Origin of the sequence: Pontixanthobacter sp. CEM42 (assembly GCF_017812015.1) — a bacterium.
Lineage (GTDB): Bacteria > Pseudomonadota > Alphaproteobacteria > Sphingomonadales > Sphingomonadaceae > Pontixanthobacter.
In genome coordinates this window covers 2,059,131-2,083,820 of record NZ_JADQTN010000001.1, presented here as the reverse complement: position 1 = coordinate 2,083,820, position 24,690 = coordinate 2,059,131, and the positions used below count along the sequence as shown (strand labels likewise).

Annotated in this window: 25 protein-coding genes and 2 tRNA genes; 15 read left to right on the top strand and 12 right to left on the bottom strand. The window is 55.7% G+C overall.

Annotated elements, in window-relative coordinates:
* Positions 1-18 precede the first annotated feature (18 nt).
* Positions 19-627: a sigma-70 family RNA polymerase sigma factor gene (locus tag J9777_RS09860; protein ID WP_209348518.1), complete on the bottom strand. Its 609-nt coding sequence runs from the start codon at positions 625-627 to the stop codon at positions 19-21.
* Positions 627-806 (bottom strand): NepR family anti-sigma factor, encoded by a 180-nt coding sequence (locus J9777_RS09855; RefSeq protein WP_209348517.1) that lies wholly within the window; start codon positions 804-806, stop codon positions 627-629. The genes J9777_RS09860 and J9777_RS09855 overlap by 1 nt, the downstream gene beginning before the upstream one ends.
* A gap of 213 nt (positions 807-1,019) precedes the next feature.
* Between J9777_RS09855 and J9777_RS09850 the strand changes: the two genes are divergently transcribed.
* Positions 1,020-2,672, top strand: a complete 1,653-nt coding sequence (locus tag J9777_RS09850; RefSeq protein ID WP_245228566.1) for a CHASE domain-containing protein — start codon at positions 1,020-1,022, stop codon at positions 2,670-2,672.
* 9 nt (positions 2,673-2,681) lie between these two features.
* Here the strand turns inward: J9777_RS09850 and J9777_RS09845 are convergent, their stop codons facing one another.
* Both J9777_RS09845 and J9777_RS09840 read right to left on the bottom strand, forming a co-directional pair.
* Positions 2,682-3,479: a response regulator gene (locus J9777_RS09845; RefSeq protein WP_209348516.1), complete on the bottom strand. Its 798-nt coding sequence runs from the start codon at positions 3,477-3,479 to the stop codon at positions 2,682-2,684.
* A gap of 355 nt (positions 3,480-3,834) precedes the next feature.
* Entirely contained in the window at positions 3,835-4,992 is a 1,158-nt protein-coding gene (locus J9777_RS09840) for an N-acetyltransferase (RefSeq protein ID WP_348631975.1), read from the bottom strand.
* Positions 4,993-5,147: 155 nt separating this feature from the next.
* On the opposite strand from J9777_RS09840, the gene J9777_RS09835 reads away from it, so the two are divergent.
* Entirely contained in the window at positions 5,148-6,236 is a 1,089-nt protein-coding gene (locus tag J9777_RS09835; RefSeq protein ID WP_209348514.1) for a fatty acid desaturase, read from the top strand.
* Between the two features lie 11 nt (positions 6,237-6,247).
* Here the strand turns inward: J9777_RS09835 and J9777_RS09830 are convergent, their stop codons facing one another.
* From J9777_RS09830 to phaC, 6 genes are all read right to left on the bottom strand, one after another.
* Complete coding sequence (locus J9777_RS09830; RefSeq protein ID WP_209348513.1) at positions 6,248-6,766, bottom strand: GNAT family N-acetyltransferase; 519 nt, start codon at positions 6,764-6,766, stop codon at positions 6,248-6,250.
* Positions 6,763-7,860: an LPS export ABC transporter permease LptG gene (gene lptG, locus J9777_RS09825; protein WP_209348512.1), complete on the bottom strand. Its 1,098-nt coding sequence runs from the start codon at positions 7,858-7,860 to the stop codon at positions 6,763-6,765. Before lptG ends, J9777_RS09830 begins: the two co-directional genes overlap by 4 nt.
* 15 nt (positions 7,861-7,875) lie before the next feature.
* Positions 7,876-9,102 (bottom strand): LPS export ABC transporter permease LptF, encoded by a 1,227-nt coding sequence (gene lptF, locus J9777_RS09820; protein WP_209348511.1) that lies wholly within the window; start codon positions 9,100-9,102, stop codon positions 7,876-7,878.
* A gap of 117 nt (positions 9,103-9,219) precedes the next feature.
* Positions 9,220-9,612: an ATP-dependent Clp protease adapter ClpS gene (gene clpS, locus J9777_RS09815; RefSeq protein WP_245228565.1), complete on the bottom strand. Its 393-nt coding sequence runs from the start codon at positions 9,610-9,612 to the stop codon at positions 9,220-9,222.
* Positions 9,613-9,881: 269 nt separating this feature from the next.
* Positions 9,882-10,694, bottom strand: a complete 813-nt coding sequence (locus J9777_RS09810) for a phasin family protein (RefSeq protein ID WP_209348510.1) — start codon at positions 10,692-10,694, stop codon at positions 9,882-9,884.
* Positions 10,695-10,819: 125 nt separating this feature from the next.
* Positions 10,820-12,757: a class I poly(R)-hydroxyalkanoic acid synthase gene (phaC, locus tag J9777_RS09805; RefSeq protein WP_245228564.1), complete on the bottom strand. Its 1,938-nt coding sequence runs from the start codon at positions 12,755-12,757 to the stop codon at positions 10,820-10,822.
* A gap of 135 nt (positions 12,758-12,892) precedes the next feature.
* On the opposite strand from phaC, the gene J9777_RS09800 reads away from it, so the two are divergent.
* The 7 genes from J9777_RS09800 (at position 12,893) to J9777_RS09770 (ending at position 17,532) form a co-directional block, all read left to right on the top strand.
* Positions 12,893-14,086 carry an LL-diaminopimelate aminotransferase gene (locus tag J9777_RS09800; protein ID WP_209348509.1) on the top strand — a complete coding sequence of 398 codons (1,194 nt, stop codon included), beginning with the start codon at positions 12,893-12,895 and terminating at the stop codon, positions 14,084-14,086.
* 108 nt (positions 14,087-14,194) lie between these two features.
* Complete coding sequence (locus tag J9777_RS09795; protein WP_209348508.1) at positions 14,195-14,746, top strand: LuxR C-terminal-related transcriptional regulator; 552 nt, start codon at positions 14,195-14,197, stop codon at positions 14,744-14,746.
* Positions 14,747-14,787: 41 nt separating this feature from the next.
* Entirely contained in the window at positions 14,788-15,132 is a 345-nt protein-coding gene (locus J9777_RS09790) for a hypothetical protein (protein WP_209348507.1), read from the top strand.
* Positions 15,074-15,652, top strand: coding sequence for a hypothetical protein (locus tag J9777_RS09785; protein WP_209348506.1), 579 nt, complete (start codon positions 15,074-15,076; stop codon positions 15,650-15,652). The genes J9777_RS09790 and J9777_RS09785 overlap by 59 nt, the downstream gene beginning before the upstream one ends.
* 41 nt (positions 15,653-15,693) lie before the next feature.
* The gene (locus tag J9777_RS09780; RefSeq protein ID WP_209348505.1) at positions 15,694-16,188 is read left to right on the top strand and encodes a JAB domain-containing protein; all 495 of its coding nucleotides are present in this window, start codon (positions 15,694-15,696) and stop codon (positions 16,186-16,188) included.
* A gap of 62 nt (positions 16,189-16,250) precedes the next feature.
* Complete coding sequence (locus tag J9777_RS09775) at positions 16,251-16,643, top strand: winged helix-turn-helix domain-containing protein (protein WP_209348504.1); 393 nt, start codon at positions 16,251-16,253, stop codon at positions 16,641-16,643.
* A gap of 82 nt (positions 16,644-16,725) precedes the next feature.
* Complete coding sequence (locus J9777_RS09770) at positions 16,726-17,532, top strand: crotonase/enoyl-CoA hydratase family protein (RefSeq protein ID WP_209348503.1); 807 nt, start codon at positions 16,726-16,728, stop codon at positions 17,530-17,532.
* Between the two features lie 27 nt (positions 17,533-17,559).
* Here the strand turns inward: J9777_RS09770 and J9777_RS09765 are convergent, their stop codons facing one another.
* Positions 17,560-18,339, bottom strand: a complete 780-nt coding sequence (locus J9777_RS09765; protein ID WP_209348502.1) for a thioesterase family protein — start codon at positions 18,337-18,339, stop codon at positions 17,560-17,562.
* 116 nt (positions 18,340-18,455) lie between these two features.
* Here J9777_RS09765 and J9777_RS09760 point away from each other — a divergent pair.
* A tRNA-Cys gene (locus J9777_RS09760) sits at positions 18,456-18,529 on the top strand.
* A gap of 68 nt (positions 18,530-18,597) precedes the next feature.
* Positions 18,598-18,673: transfer RNA gene (locus J9777_RS09755), tRNA-Thr, on the top strand.
* A 7-nt stretch (positions 18,674-18,680) separates the two neighbouring features.
* Here the strand turns inward: J9777_RS09755 and J9777_RS09750 are convergent.
* Positions 18,681-20,066, bottom strand: a complete 1,386-nt coding sequence (locus tag J9777_RS09750) for an oligosaccharide flippase family protein (protein WP_209348501.1) — start codon at positions 20,064-20,066, stop codon at positions 18,681-18,683.
* Positions 20,067-20,224: 158 nt separating this feature from the next.
* Between J9777_RS09750 and J9777_RS09745 the strand changes: the two genes are divergently transcribed.
* From J9777_RS09745 to J9777_RS09730, 4 genes are all read left to right on the top strand, one after another.
* Positions 20,225-21,391, top strand: a complete 1,167-nt coding sequence (locus J9777_RS09745) for a hypothetical protein (protein WP_209348500.1) — start codon at positions 20,225-20,227, stop codon at positions 21,389-21,391.
* Complete coding sequence (locus J9777_RS09740; protein ID WP_348631974.1) at positions 21,384-22,178, top strand: NTP transferase domain-containing protein; 795 nt, start codon at positions 21,384-21,386, stop codon at positions 22,176-22,178. The genes J9777_RS09745 and J9777_RS09740 overlap by 8 nt, the downstream gene beginning before the upstream one ends.
* Positions 22,168-23,295, top strand: coding sequence for a glycosyltransferase (locus J9777_RS09735; protein WP_209348499.1), 1,128 nt, complete (start codon positions 22,168-22,170; stop codon positions 23,293-23,295). The genes J9777_RS09740 and J9777_RS09735 overlap by 11 nt, the downstream gene beginning before the upstream one ends.
* A 71-nt stretch (positions 23,296-23,366) precedes the next feature.
* On the top strand, positions 23,367-24,629 hold the full coding sequence (locus J9777_RS09730; RefSeq protein ID WP_209348498.1) for a glutamate-5-semialdehyde dehydrogenase: 1,263 nt from the start codon (positions 23,367-23,369) through the stop codon (positions 24,627-24,629).
* The last annotated feature ends 61 nt before the right edge of the window (positions 24,630-24,690 follow it).

The window sequence follows — 24,690 nt, the reverse complement described above, 5'->3', positions numbered from 1 at the left end:
TGCTTAATCGGCGTAACTCTATGCTTTTGCGGCAATTCCCTTGCCAGCGGCTACGTCGTCCAGTTCTTCGAGGATAGCGCGGTGGGCGCGTTGATCATCGACCGAACGCTGCGGAATATCGCCATCTTCGAGCATAGAATTGAGCGCAGCACGTGCGCGGCCAACGCGGCTTTTGATAGTGCCCACGGCGCAGCCGCAAATGCTTGCCGCTTCTTCGTAGGAAAACCCGCCCGCACCCACCAGTAGCAATGCTTCACGCCGCTCTGGTGGCAGAGTCAGCAACGCACGGTGCATATCAGACAGATGCAGCGGCTCCTCCTGCCCTGCGGGCGCAGTCAGGATGCGTTCGGCCACGCCTTCATCATACTCGCCGCGGAACCGGTTGCGGCGCATATCGGTGAGATAGGCATTGCGTAGTATCACAAAGGTCCAAGCACGCATCGAAGTGCCCGGCTCAAACCGGGCCTGTGCCGCCCATGCCTTGAGCATGGTCTCCTGCACTAGATCGTCGGCCATATCCGGGCGACCGCAAAGGCCGCGTGCAAATGCACGCAGATGCGGGACGACCTCGGTCAATTCGCGTTTGAAGTCGGCTTTTTCGGCAGCCGTGCGCTCTTCCTTCGCCATTAGGAAGGATCGTCCAGCTTCGCGAGCAAGTCGTTAAAGCTGTCCGGCAGCGGTTCATCGAGCACTGAATCATAGATTTGGCGCAAACCATCAGCCCATTCCGGCTTGGCTTTCCGCTTTTGTGCTGGAGCGCTTCCGCTCGCGGCACCCTGTTGTCGGGAAGTCTTACCGGATGTCATAAAAGTGATTTGGCCTCTAAGAGATATGATGCTTGATTGCCCTATAGCTGCATTCGCAGGGCTTGAAAACGGGAACGAAGCGCGGGCTCTTTGGTTCCCTGACTCATGCGATGTAGTTGCTTGGCGCAATCGGGCCGGGCGAAAGCATTGGCTGTTCGTCCCCGCAGCGCGCGGGATTGGTGCAATTGATTTTTGACCGGCAAGGAAAACATCTTGGTACAGGAAGCGCCTCGCGAACGCCGTGCACGCCGACTGTTGATGGATTATCCGCGCGCAGTACCGGTCGCTATTTTCCTGCTGATCGCGGCTATTACCGGCCTCAGCGTATTCGCAATCGAGAACGGCGAACAGCAACGCGAACGTGCTGAACTGCGCGAGCGCGCGCAGGCCGTAGCTTCGGCTTTGGAGCGCCGCGGCGGAACAACTGCATCCTATTTGCGTGCGGGCGCCGCGTTTTTCAGCTCTGTGCCATTTGTAACTCGGCCAGAGTTTGACCGGTTTGTTAGCAATCTGCGAGTGGATTCTGACTATCGTGGCTCGGAAGGCATTGGCTGGGCCGCACGATTGCGGCCGAGCGAGATCGCGGAATTTCAAACCAATTTTGAGCAAGCAAGCGGCGGTACAATTGAGGTGTTCCCAGCAGCGGCTGATGACCAGTCCCAGATAGTGCCAGTCACTTTCCTACGTCCTGACAATGAGAGGAACCGCCGGGCTATCGGGTTCGATATGTATTCCGATCCCGTCCGCCGCGCCGCGATGGACGAGTCTGTGCGCGTGTCGGGCCCAATCGCGACAGGTATGCTGGTCTTGCAGCAAGAGGGCGTCGGATCGGCGCCCGGTTTCATCATGTATATGCCTGTGTTCCAAGATGGCCGGTCACCGCGCCGCTTGAAGGGCTTTATTTATAGTCCGTTCAATGCGTCAGAGTTTTTGTCATCCGCACTGGAGCTGGAGACTCGCGGAGAGAAGGGTCTGAGGCTTTACGACCGAGATATCGCGCCTGAGCGCCTCTTGGCCGAAATCGAACCAGCCGCGGCCACCGGCATGACCGTTTCAGAGCCGGTGACCGTGGCGAATCACGAGTTTGTTCTGGTGGTTGAATCCGCACGAGGGAATTCATTGTCGAAACTGTCAATGTTGACCTTGCTATTCGGCATACTGGTCGCGGCTTTGCTGATTGTCGTGGCGCGGTTGCTGACGCGGCAAGCGCTGGAAGATCGTGCCTCGCTTGCATGGCTTGAGGAACAAAGTTCGATCCGCAATGTGCTCACGCGTGAACTCAATCACCGGGTCAAGAATACCTTAGCCAATGTCTTGTCGATTATCTCCCTGACGCGCCGCCGCGCGGAGACACTGGATGGCTTCGCCGACGGGCTGGACGGGCGTATCCGTGCTCTATCAGCGACGCATGATTTGCTTACCCAGTCCGAATGGGGCGCCACGCCAATCCGTTCCTTGGTCGAGGCAGAGCTCGCACCCTATGCCAAGAATGCAGAAGGCATCCTGGTTATGGACGGCCCGGATGTGGAGCTAGCCCCGAACGATGCATTGTCTCTGGGGCTGGCGATCCATGAACTTGCGACCAATGCGGCCAAATATGGCGCGCTCAGCGAAGCGGGCGGGAAAGTTAGCATATGCTGGTCAACGCTCAGCGAGGAACTGGCTGAGATCCGCTGGTGTGAAGAGGGTGGTCCGGCGGTTCCACAAGAGCGGTCAGCAGGATTTGGAACGAACTTGATCGAGAAGATCGTCGCGCATGAATTGCGCAATCCGGTCAAGCTGAATTTCCACCCAGATGGTGTTAGCTGCACGATGGTTGTACCGCTTAGGAAACCAAGCGATTTTGCAATTCGTGCAGGGCGCTAGGCCTGCTGCTTAGGCAAGCGGTTCGCTGGAATCGAAGAACAGTGCCTGACTGATTGCAGTACGAACGGTGCTCTCTTGGAAAGGTTTCGTCACCAGATAAGTCGGTTCGGGGCGATCGCCGGTGAGCAGTCGTTCGGGGTATGCCGTGATAAAGATCACCGGAACGCTGCCCATGGCTTTGAGAATATCGTCGACTGCATCGAGACCTGACGAACCATCAGCCAGTTGGATATCTGCCAAAACCAGTCCGGGTGTATTCTCTGCGATCACTTGCTGAGCCTGCGTTCGGGTTGCCGCGGTCCCGCAAATGTCATGACCCAGTGACGAAACAAGATCTTCAAGCTGCATCGAAATCAGTGGTTCGTCTTCAATAATCAGAACGCTAGTGGACGACTCTTTATCGATCTCGGTGATCGCTTCCTGTACCAACTGTTCAACATCGGCACCTGGAATATCCATGATCGTCGCGGCGTCGGTCACGCTGAAGCCTTCGAGCGTGGTCAGCAACAGGGCTTGACGATTAAATGGCGTGACGCGGCGCAGCTTGCTCTGTGCGGCCGCTTCGTGCTGGGTTTCGCCGCCTTTAGTGCCGTCGACTTCGAGATAGGCACTAGCCCAGACTTTATTGAAAGCTTGGTATAACGGCACGCGGCCATCGTCGAGAGATCGCTTGGTCGCTTCGTCTGCCAGAGCCGCCTCGAGCGTCGCCCGAACAAATGCGTCCCCTGTCGCTTGTGAGCCGGTCAGCGCGCGCGCGTAACGGCGCAGAAAAGGCAAATTTTCAGCGACTTTTTGTCCGAGAGACATCAATTCAGCTCCTGATTAGCAAGCCCATACAACGCGGTGAAACCCGAAAAGTTCCAGTAGGGCGCCTTGGGAATAGATCAGGCTGTATATGCGCGCGGAACGACTAGGTCAAAGCTTCGATACAGTCCGATATCAAATTAAAATTCATATAAAACAGTGCAATACGAAAAAAGGTGCAGTTTTTTGTGTAGCTCGTGGGAACTGCTTTTCAGGTCGAGCATTTTCCTTATATCATCGCCGCAGACCCCCCCCTCCCGTCCAAGCGGCAGGTGATATGATCCCGAGAGGCCTTCGCTCCAATGGAGCGGAGGCCTTTCTAATTGTGACGACCTTTTAGACAGGCTGCGCGCTGCGTCTAAAGCGACTTCTCGTAGATCAGATATTCGCGGTTTATTTTGCCGCCGATAGCATCGGCAATGGCGATCATCCCCTGATTGTCATCCAATATCCAGCCGACCTCTGCCCGCTGCGTATTGAATTTTGCATGCGCATCGTGGCGGATTCCGTCGATCATCATAAACGCCAGCTGGCTGGCAAGCCTCGAATTGTGAAACTCCTTGAGTACGCCCATCAAGGGCACACGCATGTCGCTTTCGGCGGGGTTCTTCGACCAACGCCACAGCTTCCACCAACCAAAGGGCAGCATCTTGCCGTCGATCTCTTTGAGTACCTTGTTTGCGTCGGGAAGGGTGATCATGAAGGCGACCGGTCGGCCATCCAATTCAACGATCCGCACGATCTCGGGATGGATAAGCGGTTTGAGTTTCTTCGCAGCATAGGCGATCTCTGAGTCGGTGAAGGGGATGAAGCCCCAATTGTCCGACCACGCATCGTTCAGGATCGTTAGAATCGTGCGGACTTCATCGGCAAACCTGCCCTTATCTGCGCCGCGCATCACGATTTTTGGATTACGCTCGCAGGACTTCACGATCCGCTGGATGAGGGGGGAGAATTCCTTCGTCGCGTCCAGATCATAGGTCAGCAGTTTCTTGGCTGCTGTATAGTTGTAGCTCTCGATCCAGTCTTGATACTGTGCCGGGTGATGCCCCATCATAATGGTTGGCGCATGATCATGGCCAAACGTGAGTAGACCGGGTTCTTCCCAAACCGAAAGAGAAATAGGGCCAATGACGCGGGTCATGCCTTGCCCGCGCAGCCAATCCTCTGCTGCGGCTAGCAGCGCTTGGCCAACTTCTTCGTCTTCGGCATCGAAATAGCCGAACATACCGGTTCCCGGACCCATGCCTTGTTTGGGTGGGAGTTCGAGCGCTAGCTCGTCGATATGGCCTGATATCCGGCCCACTGGGCGACCGTTTCGATAGGCGATCATCAAGCGGACGCGGGCATGCTCGAAGAACGGGTTCTTGTCCGGATCGATCAGCTCCAACATCTCGCTGCGTAGTTGCCGGACGCTATGCGGTGTTGCAGCGGCAAAGCGCTGCCCCAGATCAACAAAAGCCTTCCGGTCGGCCTTGCTGGTTACAGGAGTGATCACTATTTGACTGTCGGTCACAATTCGGCCCCGCTTTGCTATGGCCATTCAGGCTGCATTAGCCCTGTGTGCGGTCATGCATATTTGTCAAGGAACCGCGCGCAACTGCAATGCATTGTGTACAGGACTGTCGCCCGCGGCATTTCTGCGGTAAGGGCTCGTTCGGAATTACGATTATGAATATGCAACGCACAATTGACCCCGCTGCACAGCAGGCTTCCGGCACTGAACCGGGCAAGCTACAGGCGATCCGGGATGACATGGATATGCTGCGCGCCGCGCGCGATCTGACGAAGGATATTGCCGAGGCGAATCCGCGCATTTTCTGGACCGATATGCTGCTCTGTGCGGCGCTAGGCTATTCGGCGCTAGCTGGCGCGATATTGGTTGAGAGCGTTCCGCTAGCGGTAGTGCTGGGGCTAGCCGCCGCATTGCTGCTCTACCGCGCGCTACTGTTTATCCATGAACTCTCGCATATCCACAAGAATGCGCTGCCAGGTTTCCGTACAGCGTGGAATCTGATTATCGGCGTTCCGATGCTGACCCCTTCCTTTATGTATGAGGGCGTCCACACGCTGCATCACAAACGCACGCAATATGGCACGGTTGAGGATCCCGAATATCTGCCCTTGGCGCTGATGAAGCCGTGGTCGCTGCCATTGTTTGTCCTGATCGCGCTGCTTGCACCGCCTGCGCTATTACTACGGTTTGGGGTATTGGTGCCACTGGGCGTGATCATCCCGCCAGTACGCAAGCTGGTGTGGGAACGCGTTTCTGCACTCTCGATCAATCCGGACTTCCGCCGACCAGCGCCCAAGAACGAGTTAGTGAACCGCGTTCGGTGGCAAGAGGCACTCGGGATGGTCTGGGCTTGGTGCCTGATTGGCAGCATTTTCGCGTTCGGGTGGAAGCCCATACTGGTCGCGCTTGCGGTGTTCTCGCTGACCGCCACCATCAACCAATTGCGCACATTGGTGGCGCATCTGTGGGAGAATGATGGTGAGCCGATGACAGTGACTGCGCAATATCTGGATTCGGTCAATGTTCCGCCGCCGGGCTTGATGGCGGAGATCTGGGCGCCTGTTGGCTTGCGCTATCATGCACTGCACCATCTACTACCTTCGGTTCCGTATCACTCGCTGCCTGAGGCGCATCGCCGTTTGCGCGGGGCGCTGGGTGAGGGTTCGACCATTGACGGTGCAGACCATCCGGGCATGTGGCATTTGGTGGGCCGTATCGCCAAGAGCACAATGCGGGCCCGTTAGGCGCTACACGACTACTCCAAAAAATGGATCATAGCGCACCGCCGTTCCTCGGGAAGGCCGCTTTCGGCTTCTTCTTTGAGTTCAGCTGTCAGTCGCGGATGCGCTGCCGGGTCGCTGATCTCGGTAAAACCTAATGCCCGGTAGAACGGACCATTCCATGCAAGGTCGCTGAAGGTTGTCAGTGTGAGCGCAGAAAAGCCGCAATTGCGTGCGTCGATCATGCAAGCGCGGAGCAAGCCCGCGCCGATACCTTGCTTCTGAGCCGAAGGATGCACGTCCATTTCCCAGATATGCAGTTCACGCTTATAGGGTTGAGTAACGAGAAAGCCGACGATTTCGCCCCTAATCTCGGCAATCAGAGAATGGCCCTTGCGGATCAAGCCGGCGAATTCCTCTTCGCTCCAACCATCGCTGAAATCGAGATTGGCCAAGTCTGGATCGTCGGCAAACAGCGCGCCAGCTGCTTGTTCGATTTCTGGCAAATATTTGGCATCGTCGGGTTTGGCGAGCCGTAGCGACCAATCGCTCATTCCTCCGTCCGTATCAGGACGGTCTCACCGATGAGCAGGAACAGGAAGAATGGCGCCCATGCGGCTAGGAATGGCGGATATCCGCCAAAACTCCCCATCGCGAGCGCGGCATTGTCGACGACGAAATAGGCGAAGCCCAGCGCCATTCCGATTATCGCGCGCACGAAAAGTTGGCCTGATCGCGCAAGACCAAAGGCAGCAACTGCGCCAAGCAGAGGCATCAGGAATGCGGATAGCGGGCCGCTGATCTTGTGCCACCATTTTGCGCGCAGTTCGGTCGTCCTGCGGCCCGCAGCTTCATAGGCCTCGATAGATCGCCAAAGTTCGAAGAAGCTCTGTCCTTCCGGATCGACACTCTCCAGCTCGATCTGTGCCGTTGTCAGTCCTTCCCCGATGATGACGGTATCGCTGGTACTGGTGTCGGCGGCAGAGACATCAAAGCGCTCGACATTCTCCAGCTTCCAACCCGGCGCTGCATAAGTCGCCCGGTCAGCGCGCAGCTGTTCGGACAGCATTCCCTGCGGATCGCGGCTGTACCACGTGACCTCTTCCATCAGCGTTTCATCGCCGGTGCCGGTTAGCGTGTTGGCGGTCAGAATATTCGCACCGTCGGTCAGGTAGACATTGGTCCGTATGCCGGAATCCTCTGGCACAGGCCCGTAATCATTGTTCTCCCATGCTTTCAGCGTTGCTGTCGCGCGTGTCACAACGCGCTCATTGAAAGCAAAGTTCACGGCGGAGACAAGGGCGGCCGTCAGCAGTAACGGCGCGAGAACCTGATGCGCCGAAAGGCCGGCAGCTTTCATCGCCACCACTTCGCTATTCTGGTTAAGTGTGACCAATGTAATCAGCGTCGCGAGTAGGACTGAGTACGGTAAGAAGCGCGCGATCAATTGCGGTACACGTAGCCCTATATAGGTGAGTAGCTCGCTTTGCCCGTTGCTAGGCGCGGCCAGAATATCGCCCGTACGGCTGAGCAGGTCGAGCGCCATTAAGACCAGAACCAGCACTGCCAGCATCGCGATGATGCGGGCGATGAACATTTTCGCCAGATAAAGCGTCAGTGACCGCGAGGGGAAGAAATCGAGCTGCATATTTGTACCGTAGCCCTATTCCGCCGGCGCCAATTCGGGCGCGCGTTTTTTCTTCCCGAACAGCTTGCCCACGCCTTTGCCAATTTTTGACATTGCTGTTTCGAGAGCGCCAATCGCCTGACCGCCTGGCACATAAGCAACGCGGTAGAACATCCATAATATCAGCGCGGCGAAGATCACGAATGGTCCCCATAATGCCAACGTCGGATCGACGCGGCCCAGTGCGGCCACGTCCTCTCCATATTGATTCACCTTGTGATAGGACACCACCATTACGATGGCGACAAACACTCCGAGCGCGGAAGTCGATCGTTTGGGCGGTATTGCGAGCGCGACTGCCAATAGCGGCATCAAAGCCATCATCACCACCTCGACCAGACGGTAATTGAAGCTCGCTTGGCTGGCATCGCGTTTGGCATCAGTCTCATCTGCAGACCAACCGATGCGCAGCAATTCGGGCAGTATATATTCGCGCTCAGCATCGCCCCGATCACGGAACTCCTCGATCTGCGGCAGATCGATTGGCAAATCATGCCGGGTAAAGCTGAGCACGCGCGGCGTTTTATCGCCAGCTCCGGTATCTTGGACAATAGTGCCATCGGTGAGGCGCAAGATGATGGTATCGGGGCTATCGCTGGTCGCGAGGAAGTTTCCTTCGCGGGCGGAAATCGAGAGAACTTGACCTTTGGTATTCGCAACTCTGGCGAAAATTCCCTTGAGCTGACGGCCCTGATCTTCGCTTTCCTCGATCCGCAGCGCCATCCGGTCTTTTAACGTGGTAAACTCGCCAACCTTGATCGATGCTCCCAATGCACCCGAGCGCAATTGATACTCAAGCTGAGCGTAGGTGTAGCGGGCCACTGGCTGTACATAGAACACCAGCGCGACATTTACCGCCATCAAGATACCCGCCAAAATGAACGGAACCCGCAGCAAGCGGCCGTAGCCGAGGCCCACGGCGCGAAATACGTCGAGCTCGCTCGAGGTCGCGAGCTTTCGGAATGCGAGCAAGATACCCAGCAACAGCCCTAGCGGGATCGCCAAGCTGGCATATTCGGGAAAAACGCTCAGCAGCATCTTGAAGACAATGCCCACCGGACCGCCTTCGGTCGCGACAAAGTCAAACAACCGCAGCATTTTTTCCAAAAGTAGCAGCGATGCCGCCAGCGCAAACACGCCGAGCATCGGCACGATCACGAGCCGGAAAATATAGCGGTCTATGGCTGGAATGAAATTGAACACGCTTACGCGGCCTGACTCGCTTCAGTGGATGTTCGGATCGCTCTAGCGCGAAAAGTGACTGCGGTCATGCCCCGTTTTGTAATACAATCAAAGCGGTGCTGCGTTGTTTGGGACTGCTCAGGCTTTCTCAAGAGTGCATTGTAGTGGGTGCTGGTTTTCTTTGGCGAAATCCATCACCTGATTGACCTTAGTTTCGGCGACTTCGTAGGAATAGATGCCGCACACGCCGACGCCCTTTTGGTGAACATGCAGCATGACGCGTGTTGCTTGCTCCATATCCATCCGGAAAAACCGCTTGAGGATGATCACCACGAATTCCATCGGTGTGTAATCATCGTTCAGCAGCAGCACTTTGTACTGGCTCGGTTTCTTGGTTTTGGCCTGTGTCTTGGTGACGACGCCCACATCGCTGTCGCCGCCACCGCTGCTATCGCCATCATCAGGCTTGCCGTCACCGGCAGCGCGAATTGCGATTGAGGTGTCATGAGCGAGAGGGAGTGTCGAAATCATTGAAGCTCTAATATCGGAAGGCGCGCGGCATTCGCAAGGGCAGATTATCGATGCAGCGCCAGAATTGTTCGAGAGATTGTAGCGGCGTGCGATTAACGGACTCTTGCACTGGCTTTGTGATAGCACCGAGACAACAAAAAACGGGCCGGACGGGGATGCCGTCCGACCCGTTTATGTGTTTCACCGGGAAAGGGAGGGAGATTTCCGGTGAACTCTTCAGCTCATTGAACGCCTACGCATGAACGCTTGCGCCCGATGAGCCTTTAACTTCAGGCAGCCTTGCGGACTTTGTCCATTGCAACGCTGGCACGGCTCGAAAGCGGTGCGAAAGCGTCGTTAGCAAGCTTAACCCATGCTTCGGTGTTCTTCGAAACTGCAGCAACAGTTGCGTCGACATTGCGACGAGCGATTTGGCCCTGCAACTGAACGAAGTCAGTTGGCGACTTAACAGCAGCAACTTCCTTAACGTCGGCAGTCATCGTTTCGACAGCGCCTTTTACGTCTTCAACATAGACTTTGCCCATGTCCTGAACGCCAGCGGCGAGGATCTTGCCCGATTCAACAACGGCTTCAACGTTGCCCTTGGTGAATTCACCCATTTCAGAGGCGAGCTCTGTGCCTTTGTCGTAGGCAGTCTTAGCGCGACCCTGCAGGTCAGCGAAGCTTTCCTTGACTTGTGCGGTGTAATCAGCGGCTTTGTCTTGTGCTTTGGTCATTACAGTGTCCTTTGCAGTAGATTTCTTGGTTGTTTTGGTCGCGGCTGGCTTGCGCTTGGCAGGAGCCTTTTTCGCCGCAGCCTTCTTGGCAGTAGCTTTTTTCGCAGGAGCAGCTTTCTTCGCCGCTACCTTCTTTTTGGCAGGAACCCTCTTCGCGGCAGTTTTGCGTGCGGCAGGCTTCTTCTTGGCCGGTACTTTCTTAGCCTTCTTCGCAGGAGCAGGCTTTTCTGCATCAACTGCTTTGGCGATTGCAGCGACGCTTACGTCGTTTTTGGCGTCGTCCGATTTCGTTTCAGCCTTCTTGGCAGCAGCTTCGGCATAAGCCTTTTCTGCAGCGACATCGATTTTGCTGGCGTTGGTTGCCATGATAATAAACCTCTTTGCTTCGTGAGAGCGGATGGCTCTTTATGTTGCACTGCACAAAATAGGCATTGCAGCTGCGAAGTCAAGAGTTTTTTGTGCAGTGCACAATAAGTTGATAAGCGCTTGGTTTAGCGCGTTTTTACATAGCTTCCAGGAGCATCTTCGATCACTTTATCTCCGTGTCCGCCCGGCTTTCTTTTGCCATTTGCGGGGATTTTGGTGCTGTCTTGAACCTCTAGCCACTCAATCCAATCAGGCCACCAGCTGCCTGGTGTCTCGACCGCACCCGCTTTGAACTCTTCGAGCGACGAGACCTTATCCTCATTGGTCCAATACTGGTATTTGCCCGAGGATGGTGGATTGACCACGCCAGCAATATGGCCCGACCCCGCGAGCACAAAGCGTAGCGGGCCTTTGAAATGGTCGGTAATGTGCCAAACGCTTTCGGCCGGCGCGATGTGATCTTCCTTGCCAGCCTGAACATAGGTTGGCGTCTTCACTTTGGTGAGATCAATCGGCGTATTGTCCGCGGCCATCGCATCAGGCTGCACCAGCTTATTGTCGCGGTAGAGGTCTTTCAAATAATCCTGATGCCATTTCGCCGGTAGGTTGGTGACGTCGCCATTCCAATGCAGCAGATCGAAAGCGGGATAATCCTGACCCAGCAGGTAGTTGTTGACCCAATAGTTCCAGATCAGGCCTTCACCGCGCAGCAGATTAAACGCCGCGGCCATATAACGGCCATCAAGATAGCCCTTCGGCGTTAGTGTTTCGAGACTGGCGAGTTGTTGGTCATCAATGAAGTGGAGCAACTCGCCCGCTTTGGAAAAGTCGATCTGTGCGGTAAAGAAGGTGGCACTTTTGACCTTCTGTTCTCCTTTGCGGCGATGGAGGATCGCGAGCGTCGCAGCGAGTGTCGTCCCGGCCACACAATATCCGATTGTATGGACTGACGGCACTTTGAGCCGCTCGCGAATGTGATCGATCGCATCGATCTGCGCGAGGATGTAATCGTCCCACACCACGTCAGCCATGCTTTCATCGGCGGACTTCCAGCTGACTACGAAAGTGGTGACGCCCTGTTCGACCGCCCAGCGGATGAAGCTGTTTTTAGGGTTGAGGTCGAGAATATAGAAGCGGTTGATCCATGGCGGGAAGATCACCAGCGGCGTTTCCAGCACGTCATCCGTCGTCGGACTATATTGGATAAGCTGGTACATCGGTGTTTCGTGCACCACCTTGCCCGGTGTCGCGGCGATGTTCTCGCCTAGAGTGAAGGCGTCGGGATCGGTATGCGTCAGCTGACCTTTCTTGAGATCAGTGATCAGGTGCTCCATTCCCTTGATCAGATTTTCGCCCTTCGCCTCCATCGTGCGCTCAAGCACGATCGGGTTGGTCGCGGCGAAGTTTGCGGGACTGCTGGCTTCAATCATCGCCCGTGTTGCGAAGCGGAGCTGTTCGCGTTTCGCGTCATCCAAGCCCTGCACGTCATCAACCATCGCATTCAAACGTTCGGCTACGAGCAGATAGGTTTGGTGGATCAAAGCGAAGGCGGGTTGATCACTCCATCGACGATCTTTGAAGCGGCGATCCTTGCGCGGTAGATCGGCCTCGGCCTCGTTCATGGCTTCAGGGCCAATCCCGTATCTACCCAGCACCGTCTGCCACAATTGCAGGCTCTCTTCCCAAAGCTCCTTTTGCTTCTCGGGCTCGGTCAACGGCATCTGCCCAAACCAATCTTGCATAACGCCAGCCCATTGCATGGGATCGACAACCGCTATCGGTGGTTCATCTGACATTTTCTGCTCGTTTTGAAAGTCGAGCCACATCTTCTGCAGCTTGCTGCTGACCTCAGTCCAGCCCTGCATGGTTTGCGGTATATTCTGCGCTGCCGACAATCCGGCAAAGGCGGACGGATCGAACATTGGTGGCATCATGCCTGTCATCGTCGGCGGCGTTTGCGCTTGGTCGCCTGACAGGAAACCACCGAATAATTTCTGTAACATCTCTGTCTGCTTGCCGATAGCGTCCTGAAAGAGATCGGCGGGGTCGCTTTTGTCAGCCATGATGGTCCTGTAGCTCGAGAAGGGGGCGATACTGCAACTTCACTATAATGAAGTGGATGCATGATTGCACCTGACTCCCGAATGCGTCACAACAATGAAAGGGTCCAACTGAATTCGAATTTCTCAGGATAGATAATGAACACCGACTTCTACCGCATGAAACGACTGCCGCCTTATGTGATTGCAGAAGTGAATGCGATGCGCGCGGCCGCGCGACAGGAGGGGCGCGACATTATCGATCTGGGGATGGGCAATCCTGATCAGCCGCCTCCGCAGCATGTGATCGATAAGCTGTGCGAAGTGGCGCAGAAGCCGAATGCGCATGGCTATTCGCAGTCAAAGGGAATTCCTGGGCTGCGCAAGGCCAAGGCGAATTATTACGAGCGGCGCTTCGGCGTCGATCTTGATCCTGAAACAGAGATCGTCGTGACCATGGGGTCGAAGGAAGGGCTTGCCAGCCTCGCCAATGCGATCACCGCACCGGGCGACGTTATCCTTGCACCCAATCCATCCTATCCGATCCATACATTCGGCTTCATTATCGCCGGCGCGACTATTCGTGCTGTGCCGACAACGCCCGATGAAGAATATTGGCGCGCGCTAGAGAATGCGATGGCGTTCACTGTACCGCGGCCAAGCGTGTTGGTGGTCAACTATCCATCGAACCCAACCGCGGAAGTGGTCGATCTGGCGTTTTATGAGCGGCTGGTCGCGTGGGCGAAGGAAAACGAAGTCTGGATACTTTCCGACCTTGCCTATTCCGAGCTTTATTATGACGGCAATCCAACACCGTCGATTATTCAGGTTCCGGGGGCCAAAGATGTCGCGGTCGAGTTTACCTCCATGTCTAAAACATACTCCATGGCCGGTTGGCGGATGGGTTTTGCGGTTGGCAATAAGGAATTGATCGCGGCAATGACGCGCGTGAAGTCCTATCTCGATTACGGTGCGTTCACACCCATCCAAGCCGCCGCCTGTGCCGCTCTGAATGGGCCACAGGATATCGTGGAAACCAACCGCCAGCTTTACCAAAAGCGCCGTGATGTCATGGTCGATGCATTCTCTCGCACTGGCTGGGATATCCCGCCGCCGCCTGCTTCAATGTTTGCATGGGCGCCTTTGCCGCCTGCGTTGAAAGATATGGGTAGCCTGGAATTCTCCAAGCAGCTCCTGACTCATGCCGAGGTCGCCGTGGCACCCGGTGTTGGATATGGTGAGCTGGGCGAAGGTTACGTTCGCATTGCTATGGTTGAGAATGAGCAGCGCATTCGCCAAGCTGCGCGCAACGTGAAACGCTACCTTGCATCGCTCGGCGTCAACGGCAGTTGACGCGAATCGCCCCAGTTTGGTTCAATTAGGACCTATTTGCCCCCAGATTCGTTGATTCGCAGCGCACAATAACTTACTGTGCACCTTGATGAGGCTCAGGAGAATACAATGGCGGGGGCAGCCAAGAAGCCGCTGACTGAAAAACAACGCGCCGTGATGGAGCGCATAGATCGCCGCGTCCCGATTGCAGTAATCGCGGACGAAATGGGTGTATCTGAAACCCGTATTAACCAGCATATTCGCACACTTAAGGATCGTTTCGGGGTCGAAAATCTCAACGCTCTAGTGGAACAATATCGCCTGTCTTCCGACTACACAGACGCACCTGAAGGCCCCTTAAGGAAACCTAAATACAGTTTTCCTCAGGCTGCCAAAGAGCCGGTTTTCTCCGATCAGCAGAGCCGGGTCGACCCTGGTGAGATCGTCCTTTCTGATTCGCATCACGTCCTCATCGATGCGCCTTGGACAGGATCCCGGGAACCAGTGGTCGTCCCATCCAAACTCGATGGCGAACAAGCCGTCTTGTACCGCTCTATAGCGATGCTTGGCATCGCCGCTGGCATTGCTGCTGCAGTGATTTTGACTGTTTCTGCAGCTCTGACGGTGAGTGAAGTACTCGATGGTACAGCCGAGATACGAACCGATATGCAGGGCTCATAACGAAGTTTCTTCGCGGGCCTTGAGCCGCTGGAGACACCACAATGAGTAGCATGATCTACACTGATGCTTTGAAACTGAAAAAATTGGTCCGTGAAGCGGAAGCTCTCTCTGACGAAGCAATGCTCGCCTGTGCAAAGCTGAAGCAGGCCATGCTCAAGGCCCGCCAAAACCCGGATGTTCCTGTAGATACCGGTCAACGTGCGATTTTGCGCCTCACGCAAGCAGAGCAGCAAGCAATGTCGATGTCCACGAACTTGTTGCGTGTCCATGACGAATTGAGCAAGGTAGCGCGCGTGCATGCAGTGGATGATGCGGGGATTCCTACTGATGTTCCCGCAGCTGCAATACAGTCGGCCTCTGCGCCAACTCTGGAAGAGATTGCTTGAGAGAGGATTAGAGCTGACGGTACTGGAGTTCTGGAATGACTATCGCTCACTGATTCAGTTTCTATCGCGAATAGCGCTTGTTTTGGCAGCGCTGCGATATGGAGCAGGGCCAGAAAGATGGGCCAGTTATACCATTCTTTGGATGGCAGTATCGACCAGATTGTATTTTTGGTTGGTCGGAGGCAGCGCCTCTCTTCAAACTACGGATACTGTTTTCTTTTTGATCGACTTGTCGGTAGGCGCGATGCTGATCTGGATCGCCCTGCGGGCAAACCGGATGTACACATTATGGTTGGCAGGTTTTCAAATTCTGGCGATTCTCGCACATCTCGCGCGCGGCGTGGCGGATGGGATATCTCCCATCGCCTATGCGGTGATGATGGTCGGACCGTCCTATTTTCAGACCATCATCCTGGCGTTCGGGATCTGGTTCCATCACAGGCGGGTGAAACGCCACGGCAATTACAGGTCATGGCGGACCTCCTCGCCCCCTTCGCGGGACCAGCGGCCCCAAAGCTAGCGTCGCAGTTGCGCAGCCAGTTCGGCTCCTTAGCTCAAGCCTTGTCTGCGCCGCGGTCGCAATGGCGTCAGATCGAAGACGGCTATGGTCAGGTATGCGATCTGATCTTTGCCGCACGCGATCTGGTCGATGCGGCGAGGCATGAGAAACTGCAAAGCACGATTATAAATCCGCGCGACCCCGAATTTTTGGCCTATTTGCGGTCACGCCTTTGCCGTAGTTCAGGCGAGAACTTGCTGGTTATTTTCTGCGACAATGAGGGCAAGTATCTCATTGACGAGAAGATGGGCTGGGGCAGCGCGCACAATGTCCGATTGGATGTAACACATCTGTTCCGCCGTGCGCTTGCCGTCGACGCTTCCTCGCTTGTGCTGGCTCACAATCATCCTTCGGGCAGCTGTCAGCCGAGCGATGATGATATAATGGCTACACGAAAACTCGCTGAAGCTGGGTATGTGCTCGGCGTTGAAGTGGTCGATCATCTTATCGTCACGCGCGAGAAAGCCTATAGTATGCGGGCTGGCGGCAAGTTCTAAGCATGAGGCGTGTTTCGTATGCCGAGCCAAGGATGTAGCCCAATAATAGCGCGTTTCAGGCAGTGACATCGCCGACTGCTTCTGAACCAGAACATGACGTTGTCGGCCCACATGAAACGCTCCCGCGTTTTCTGCAAGCGGGTGACATTCAATTGGATTTATTCCATCGCGACGGGCTGATTGGCGGGAGCTGGATCGGCTTCCATCCGCGTGAATTTGAAGTCCTTTGGCGCCTGGCCGAAACGCCAAATATTGTTGTTTCGCGGATGCGCCTCCTCAAAGATGTCTGGCGCCTCGGCCACGACCCGGAGACCAATCGGGTCGAGGTCAACATATCTCGTATCAGATCCAAGCTACATCCATTTAGACTGTCGTGGATGGTTGCGACTGGCCAGTCCGGTGGCTATTTTTTGACGATAGATTCCGGTCCTACAGCGATTCAGCTCGCACCATAGAGTACGGATGACAGCCGCCTTCTTGATCGCTACCAGCGGATAAGAAGCAGAAACAGCGCATCAGCAACATTGAGTGAGGCATATGCAATTTCAGGAAAACAATCGCGTCGCAATTGAGCTTGGTGACGATGGTGTCGCGCAGGTACGCTTGACGCGACCCGACAAGATGAATGCACTCGATCCTGAAATGTTCGAACGGATCATTCAGGCCGGGCAGGCATTGCATGATATGAAGGGGCTGCGTGCGGTTGTTCTTTCTGGCCAAGGCCCAAGTTTCTGTGCTGGCCTCGATACGTCTAACTTCGGTGCCGAACCTTCTTCCGATACGCCACCACTAACCGAGCGCACCTACGGCAATTCGAACAAGTTTCAGCAGGTCGCAACGCAGTGGCGCAAGCTTCCAGTGCCGGTGATTGCCGCGGTTCATGGCGTGTGCTTCGGCGGCGGGATGCAGATTGCCAGCGGCGCTGACATTCGTGTGGTCGCACCCGACGCGCGCATGGCGATTATGGAGATGAAATGGGGACTCGTCCCAGATATGGGCGGCTTCGATCTGTGGCGCAATTTGGTGCGCGATGATGTGCTGCGCGAATTGATCTATACCAATCGCCAGTTTAGCGGCGAGGAAGCGCTTGAGTATGGTTTGGCAACCTTCGTGGACACAGATCCGCTTTCGCGCGCCACCGCAATTGCGACCGAGATTGCAAATCGCAATCCGCATGCTGTCCGCGGTGCCAAGCGCTTGTCGAACAAAATGGCCGACTTCGATGGCGATGCGATTCTGATGGAAGAAAGCCTAGAGCAGCACAGCATCATGCGGACAAAGAACCAGATTGAAGCAGTGATGGCGGGCATGGCCAAACGCACACCTAATTTCGAAGACGTTTGATCGTTCGGAGCCGCGCGTCTTGCTCGGCTAACCGAATATCGCGACCAATTGGATGCCCGATAGCATTTGCTTGCCATCGGCGTTCCAAAGCCTGAGCCGCTCGCTCGAATAGCCTTGATCCGCGTGATCGCTTGCCGTTTCGGCAAGCCACCAACCATCGCGTGTGACGGGTTCAGGATCGAGCAGGTTGAAGGACCAATTGACCGAACTGATAGGGCCGCGGCGTTGCATAATTCTGGCGGCTGAGGGCGGCAAGGTGTCACCCATAAGGATCAGTTCAGAGACCGGATCGATACCAGAAGGTTCCTTCAGCCGTGTCCATCTGCGGATCACTGGCTCTTCGCTGGCTCGTCGCTCTGGCGTATAATGGACATCGTAGTTGTTTTTCAGAAATTCCGGTGCATAGGGTGCATCGACCGCGCTGGAATCTTCCGGTCTGCCTGCTGGCGGTTGCACGGCGGCGGCAGGGTGAAGTGCGTTGGCCTCACGGCCGGTTCCGAACAACCAGAACGCGGTCAGCGCAACTTTGCCATCGCAAATGATCTCGGTTCTTAACTGCGCTACATTCCGCCCCTGCCTTATGATCTCACTCGTGAGCTCAAATGTCTCTCCAATCGGCGCGACAAACCCGACCTGCGCCGCACGGAATGGCGGCAAATCGGTAAACTTACGGATCGCGTGGGTATAGGCCAGTAGCGCAGAAGCACCGCCATATAGTGTGCGGCCTTGCATCCATGTCTTGGCATTGGGAAGGGTTACTGCACCATCATCAGCACTGATGGGCTGGATCAAATCACTCACACTCATGGGCAAGTTTCATAGCGAAACTTTTGCCGCTGGCCAGCCCAATAGGCGATTGGGTGAAAACCTAGGATTGCACTCGCGAAATTAAGTCGCTAGTTGCGCCTCTCCGCAAGGGGTGAGGCCCGATGGCGGAGTGGTGACGCAGCGGTTTGCAAAACCGTGCACGCCGGTTCGATTCCGGCTCGGGCCTCCATAGTCTTGGGCAAATATTTGCCGATCGCGGATTGCAACACCACTGCAATGCAAGCCGATCTGCAAAACGCCGCTTTAGCTCAGGTGGTAGAGCACATCATTCGTAATGATGGGGTCAGAGGTTCGAATCCTCTAAGCGGCACCATTGCATTCTAGCTAAAGACAGTCGGTATCAGGGCAGTGTTTGTGGCCAGTACAATTCCGATGGCTAGCGTTGCTACGGCTGGTTGCCTCCAGCTTAGCACTCTAAATCCGTAGAGCGATCTGACAGCAATGATCCGCATTGCAGCGAGTATCAGCATTGCTGTGGCAAAGCCGATGGCTGCGCCGAGCGCGCCAAATTGGGTCGCTAGAATCCAAACGAGGACCACTTCGATTGCTAGGGCAGCGAGCGCCATTCTTGGAGGCCAGACCGGGTGGCGATAGACCATTGGTAGTTCACACAAGCCGAAGCTTCCATCCAGCAATTCGCCGACCAGAATCGCCAGGACCACGAAGAGTCCGAACGCAAAGCCGGAACCAAACCATGTGAGTAAAGGCTCACCGAAGATCGCGAACAGGACGATAATGGCCGTCTGAGCCGCGAAGATAAACCAGCCCAAGCGTCTCAAATGCTCGCCGATCGTGTCGAGCGATTTGCTCTGCGCGACAATTGGTGCGAGCACTGGCTCAAATAGATAGCGGACCTTCTCGACGACCGTCGCGATTTGCTGTGCGAGGTAGTAAATCCCGGTTGCCTTGGGGCCTGCTACCACCGCGAGAATAATGATGTCGATCCGGCGGAAGGCATACACGCTGGTATCATTAAGCGCGATTGGGAAGCTGCGTTTGGCGAGATCGAAAATTCCGCCAAGGGTTGGCCGCGATGCGCCTGCGAAGAAGCCGCGACCGAATGATATGGTGGTTGCGAACAATGCCGCGCAGGCGGTTAGGGCCAGCGATCCAATATAAGCTCCGAGCAAAGCTTGCTCGGACGAAATCACTTTGCCCGAAGGCAGCGTTGTGCCTGCAAGCCAATAATAGGCCGCGACCGCGAGAATGAGGAAGCTCCACGGCTTCACCAGTGCTTTGACTAAAGTATCCCAGAATGCGGTGCGGAAATGGCGCGTTGCGGTGGTCGCAATCTCGGACAATGCGATCAGTGGAATACCGAACAGCACGAACTCCGACCCAGCCATCGATTGCGAAGCCAGAAGTGGCCATGCCGCCCACAAAATTGCAGTCATCGAGAATGACAGGATGGCAACGAGCCCGGCAGCCTCGGCGATCCGCGAAGCTGCCTGATGCTCTTGTCCGTCTTCGCTCAGCCTACCGAGTAGGACCTTCGCCAAACCGAAGGTTGCAAAGGTTGCGAGCAATTCTACCACTGCTACGATTTCGCCCAGTCGACCGAAATCCTCGATCCCGTACATCCGCGCGACGAATACAATCAGCAGAATACGCGCGGCCATCCGCACACCAAACCCACTGAGGATTTGCCACGCGCCCTTGCGCAAGTCACGCTTTTCACCCGCGATCGGGTGGGTGTCGGCGCTCATGGTTGCGGTCTTTCACGGGGTTGGGTTGGGCACTCGATAACCCGACTATAACGGTTTCTGCGGTTTTTCAAATACGGTGATACAAGTGACTTTGCGTTAGGCGGTAGCTATACGCGAGTCTTAGTCCATTGGCCCCCATCTTGAGCAAGCGAAATCCAATGCAAAACCGCCTGAAAGTGGGCTTCTTGTTCAACCATGACGAGTTGCATCAAATCGCGCATACTGCACCGATTATCTCTGCGCTGCGCAAGCAATGTCCGTCGATGATCGTCGATGTTCTATCCTCTAGCGATGCGCAGAGCGAAGTTGTGAAACGGCACCTCGACCCGGATCTTGATGCGCCAACCATTCACTCGCTTAAGCCAAGCAAGGCGTTAGGCTTGGCCGAGAATATGATCGGCGGAGCAGCTCCGTTGGGGCGGGTCGGGTTCCTTGCCGCAAATTTGGACTTACTTCGCAGTTACGATGCGCTGGTTGTGCCCGAAACAACATCGACAATGCTGAAAACAAAGTTCGGCCTCACCGATACAAAGCTGATTATGTTTCCCCATGGCGCGGGTGATCGCTCAATCGGCTTCTCGCCTGACTATGCACATTTTGACTTTGTTATGCTGCCAGGTGAGAAAACGCGAGGTAGGATGCTCGAGGCTGGATTGATCCGCAGCGATGCCTCGGCAGTGGTCGGCTACCCCAAGTTTGACTCGCGAGTCCGCGCGAGTGAGCAGCCGATATTCGCAAATGATCGGCCGGTCGTGTTCTACAACCCGCATTTCGATCCCAGACTATCGTCATGGTATGATTTTGGAATACCGCTGCTTGAGTATTTTGCCGGACAGACACAGTACAATCTGGTGGTTGCCCCGCATGTGATGCTGTTCCGCCGGAAGCTGTTGGCCTCGGTCGAGCATCGTGTGTTACGCTGGCGACAGACGGTACCGGAGCGTTTCAAACGGCTAGACCATATCCATATCGACGAAGGCAGTCCGAACAGCGTCGACATGACATATACGCGGATGGGGGACGTCTATATTGGCGATGTCAGCAGCCAAGTATATGAATTTATCGCGCAGCCGCGTCCGGCGATATTCCTTAATTCACACGATGCCGATTGGCGGGATAGTCCAAACTATGCCTTTTGGAAGTTCGGGCCGGTCGTTGATGACGCGGACGGTTTGGGCGAAGCGTTGGAGCAAGCCGTTCCGCTGCAAGATCACTACCGCAAGGAGCAGGAAAAGGCGTTACGCCAGACCTTTGACCTTGACCCGATCCGGAGTTCCGCTGATCGGGCGGCAATGGCGATAGCGGAGTTTCTGGGACGTGAGTGAAGGGCAGCCTGACGGTTGGACAGCGATTGTGCTGGCTGGTCAACGCCCGGGTGTCGACCCGATGGCTGAAGCAAGCGGTCAGAAGTATAAGGCGTTGATTCCGGTTTGCGGGCAATCAATGCTCTCGCGTGTATGCGCCACTTTGTTGGTCAGCTCACGCATCGCTAGGGTTGTCATTCTGGCGCAGGAGCCGGAGCTTTTGCTTGCCGGCGATACGGCGGAATTGGCTGACAATCCAAAAGTTGGTCTTGCATCCAGCGGCTCGGGAATTGCATCGAGCATTGCCGCGATCGCTGGTTCAAATTCTGCCCCTTGGCCTGTGCTGATAACAACCGCTGATCATGCCTTGCTGACGAGCGCGATGGTTGAGGAATTTCTATGCGGCGTAGGTGATGTTGACCTAGCGGTCGGTGTCGGAGAGCGGAAGATTGTCGAAGCGGCATATCCCGAGACCAAACGAACGTGGCTGAAATTTTCCGATGGGCATTATTCAGGCGCAAACCTGTTCGCCTTGCGCAATGCGAATGTGGCTGCGGCGCTCGAACTGTGGTCTGGCGTTGAGCAGGATCGGAAAAAGAGCCTGTCGATCATGTCGCGCTTCGGGCCTATCTTACTGCTGCGCGCTTTGACGCGGACAATTGCATTTCCGGAAGCACTTCGCCGTGCCGGGCAGCGGCTGGGTGTTGCCGTGAAACCAGTGGTGTTGTCGCAGCCGGAAGCAGTGATTGATGTCGATAAGCCGGAGGATTTGGTGTTGGCTGAGGAAATTCTGACCAATGGCCGGTGAGGCTGCATCCAATCATAGTAGACCCGTCGTCCACTTCCTGTTCGAGCCAGGCAATGGTGGCCTGGACCGGGTTGCGATCCTGCTGGCAAACGGCATGGCTGAGCGCGGCCTGAATAGCGAGCTTTGGCTGACTAAGCGTGAGGGGCCACTCGCCTCATTGATCTCGCATAAGGTTACTGTTCGGATTGTGCCCTCGGTTCCGTTTGGCGGTCGCGGGTTGAAGCTGGTTCAACAGATCCCGTCGCTCTCCCGGATGATCAAACAGCATCAACCCGCCGCGATTTTTTCGGCAGGTAATCAGAGCAATCTCACGATAGCCGTCGCACGCAAAATCGCGGGGGCGACGACCACCAAGATCATCCAGAAGATTACGAACCCGATCTCGCGTCCCGGCATGAGCGGTTTTGTCACTGCCATCCGCACGGCACGTTTCAAGCAGACGGTGGCGCGCGGCAATATCTGTCTTACGCTGAGCGAGGCCGATGCAAAGGCCTATGCGCAATTGATGCCATCGGTTGGACGCAAATTCCGCGCGGTCAAAAACGCTTACGTAACTGAAGCAATGCTCGCACTCGGTGGGCGCGCTCGTGCACGTGCGAAAGGCGAGCAGTGCAAGCTACTCTCGGTCGGACGTCTCGAATATCAGAAGGATCACGCTAATCTCATCAAAGCGCTGGCGCGAATCAAGGGCTTGCCGTGGCAGATGCGTATCCTTGGTGATGGTTCACTGGAGGCGGAACTGAAAGCTCTGGTCGACCAATTGGGGGTGGCGGACCGGGTTGAATTCGCCGGCTTTGTTGACGATCCAACTTCAGCCTATGCGACCAGTGATATCATGGTGCTGTCATCACGCTGGGAAGGCTTGCCTGCCGCACCTTTGGAAGCGATGGCCGCTGGTTGCGATGTCGTAACGACGGATTGCTCCGATGGGTTGACGGAGATGTTTGCGGCATTGGGTCGTCCAGCGGTTCCGGTAGAGAACGAAGTAGCACTTGCGGATGCTATTGCCGGCGCGATGCAGAATAGCGCAACGCCATCTGCGATGCGCGCAATAGCAGAAGAATATTCGGTCGAAGCATCTGTTACCGATCATTTGAGGATAGCTGGCTTAGGCTGAGGTGCGCGGGCTTTAGTATAGCCAAGCTTTTCTCAACTTCGCCGTTTGCACGTTTGTGCTAATACGAAGCTATGGACTGCTCAGCGGCCAATTCTGTTTTCACTATCGCTACGCTTGGTAAGCGAGCCAAAGTGGCCGCGCGCGGATTGGCTGCAGCGAACACCGAAGCGAAGAATCATGCGCTAGCAGCTGCTGCCGACGCCTTGCGAGCGGCGACATCGACGCTGCTCGAAGCGAACCAGCAAGACGTTGAGAGCGTTCGGGCTACCAAGCCCGAATCCTTCATCGACCGTTTGCTTCTCACTGCGGACCGTATCGAAGGCATGGCTGCGGCGCTTGAGAACATTGCAGAATTGCCTGACCCGGTCGGGCGGAAACTGGCCGAGTTCGACCGCCCCAACGGTTTGAAGATTGAGCGCGTCGCGGTGCCCATTGGTGTGATCGGGATGATCTACGAATCCCGCCCGAATGTCGGTGCTGATGCGAGCGCATTGTGCGTCAAATCAGGTAATGCGATAATCCTGCGTGGAGGATCTGAAAGCCAGCATTCCACACGAGAGATCGTCGCCTGTATGCAAGCTGGTCTGCGGGTTGCGGGCTTGCCCGAAGATGCTGTGCAAACCGTTGGCACAACCGATCGCAATGCCGTTTCCGATTTGCTTTGCGCGGTGGATTATGTCGATCTGGTGATCCCACGCGGTGGCCGCGGACTGGTTGAGTTGGTGCGCGATCAAGCAAAGGTACCGACATTGCTGCATTTGGACGGCAATTGTCACAGTTATGTTCACGCTGACGCCGATCTCGAAAAGGCAGTCTCAATTGTCCGCAACGCCAAACTGCGCCGGACAGGTGTGTGCGGGGCGACCGAAAGCATTGTAGTTGATCGAGTGGTAGCCGAGCGTTTCGTGCCAATGTTGGCTGATGCGATGCCCGATTGCGAACTGCGCGGTGATCCGGATTCGGTGGCGATTGATAGTCGTTTGAGGCTGGCAAACGATGACGACTTCGGCACTGAATTCTTGGATGCGGTTGCCTCGGTCAAGCTAGTCGATGGATTGAATGAGGCGGTAACCTTCGTGGCAGAGCATTCTTCCGGCCACACCGATGCAATAGTCACTGAAAACGATGACGCTGCGCGCCAGTTCATGACTGCAATCGACAGCGCGATTGTGATGCACAATGCCTCGACCCAATTTGCCGATGGCGGCGAGTTCGGGATGGGTGCGGAAATCGGTATCGCCACTGGCAAGATGCATGCGCGCGGTCCTGTCGGCTTAGAGCAACTCACCAGCTTCAAATATCTGGTGCATGGCTCTGGTCAGATCCGGCCTTAATCACATCTGGTCCCCGAGTGTGGTTACGGGCCACTTGCCCAACGCTCGCATTCTTGGGATA

Excerpts from the sequence above, each read along its gene's own strand:
- J9777_RS09860 (WP_209348518.1), bottom strand. The coding sequence starts at position 627 with ATGGCGAAGGAAGAGCGCACGGCTGCCGAAAAAGCCGACTTCAAACGC.
- J9777_RS09855 (WP_209348517.1), bottom strand. The coding sequence starts at position 806 with ATGACATCCGGTAAGACTTCCCGACAACAGGGTGCCGCGAGCGGAAGC.
- J9777_RS09845 (WP_209348516.1), bottom strand. The coding sequence starts at position 3,479 with ATGTCTCTCGGACAAAAAGTCGCTGAAAATTTGCCTTTTCTGCGCCGT.
- J9777_RS09835 (WP_209348514.1), top strand. The coding sequence starts at position 5,148 with ATGAATATGCAACGCACAATTGACCCCGCTGCACAGCAGGCTTCCGGC.
- J9777_RS09830 (WP_209348513.1), bottom strand. The coding sequence starts at position 6,766 with ATGAGCGATTGGTCGCTACGGCTCGCCAAACCCGACGATGCCAAATAT.
- lptG (WP_209348512.1), bottom strand. The coding sequence starts at position 7,860 with ATGCAGCTCGATTTCTTCCCCTCGCGGTCACTGACGCTTTATCTGGCG.
- clpS (WP_245228565.1), bottom strand. The coding sequence starts at position 9,612 with ATGATTTCGACACTCCCTCTCGCTCATGACACCTCAATCGCAATTCGC.
- J9777_RS09810 (WP_209348510.1), bottom strand. The coding sequence starts at position 10,694 with ATGGCAACCAACGCCAGCAAAATCGATGTCGCTGCAGAAAAGGCTTAT.
- phaC (WP_245228564.1), bottom strand. The coding sequence starts at position 12,757 with ATGGCTGACAAAAGCGACCCCGCCGATCTCTTTCAGGACGCTATCGGC.
- J9777_RS09800 (WP_209348509.1), top strand. The coding sequence starts at position 12,893 with ATGAACACCGACTTCTACCGCATGAAACGACTGCCGCCTTATGTGATT.
- J9777_RS09795 (WP_209348508.1), top strand. The coding sequence starts at position 14,195 with ATGGCGGGGGCAGCCAAGAAGCCGCTGACTGAAAAACAACGCGCCGTG.
- J9777_RS09790 (WP_209348507.1), top strand. The coding sequence starts at position 14,788 with ATGAGTAGCATGATCTACACTGATGCTTTGAAACTGAAAAAATTGGTC.
- J9777_RS09785 (WP_209348506.1), top strand. The coding sequence starts at position 15,074 with ATGTTCCCGCAGCTGCAATACAGTCGGCCTCTGCGCCAACTCTGGAAG.
- J9777_RS09770 (WP_209348503.1), top strand. The coding sequence starts at position 16,726 with ATGCAATTTCAGGAAAACAATCGCGTCGCAATTGAGCTTGGTGACGAT.
- J9777_RS09765 (WP_209348502.1), bottom strand. The coding sequence starts at position 18,339 with ATGAGTGTGAGTGATTTGATCCAGCCCATCAGTGCTGATGATGGTGCA.
- J9777_RS09750 (WP_209348501.1), bottom strand. The coding sequence starts at position 20,066 with ATGAGCGCCGACACCCACCCGATCGCGGGTGAAAAGCGTGACTTGCGC.
- J9777_RS09745 (WP_209348500.1), top strand. The coding sequence starts at position 20,225 with ATGCAAAACCGCCTGAAAGTGGGCTTCTTGTTCAACCATGACGAGTTG.
- J9777_RS09735 (WP_209348499.1), top strand. The coding sequence starts at position 22,168 with ATGGCCGGTGAGGCTGCATCCAATCATAGTAGACCCGTCGTCCACTTC.
- J9777_RS09730 (WP_209348498.1), top strand. The coding sequence starts at position 23,367 with ATGGACTGCTCAGCGGCCAATTCTGTTTTCACTATCGCTACGCTTGGT.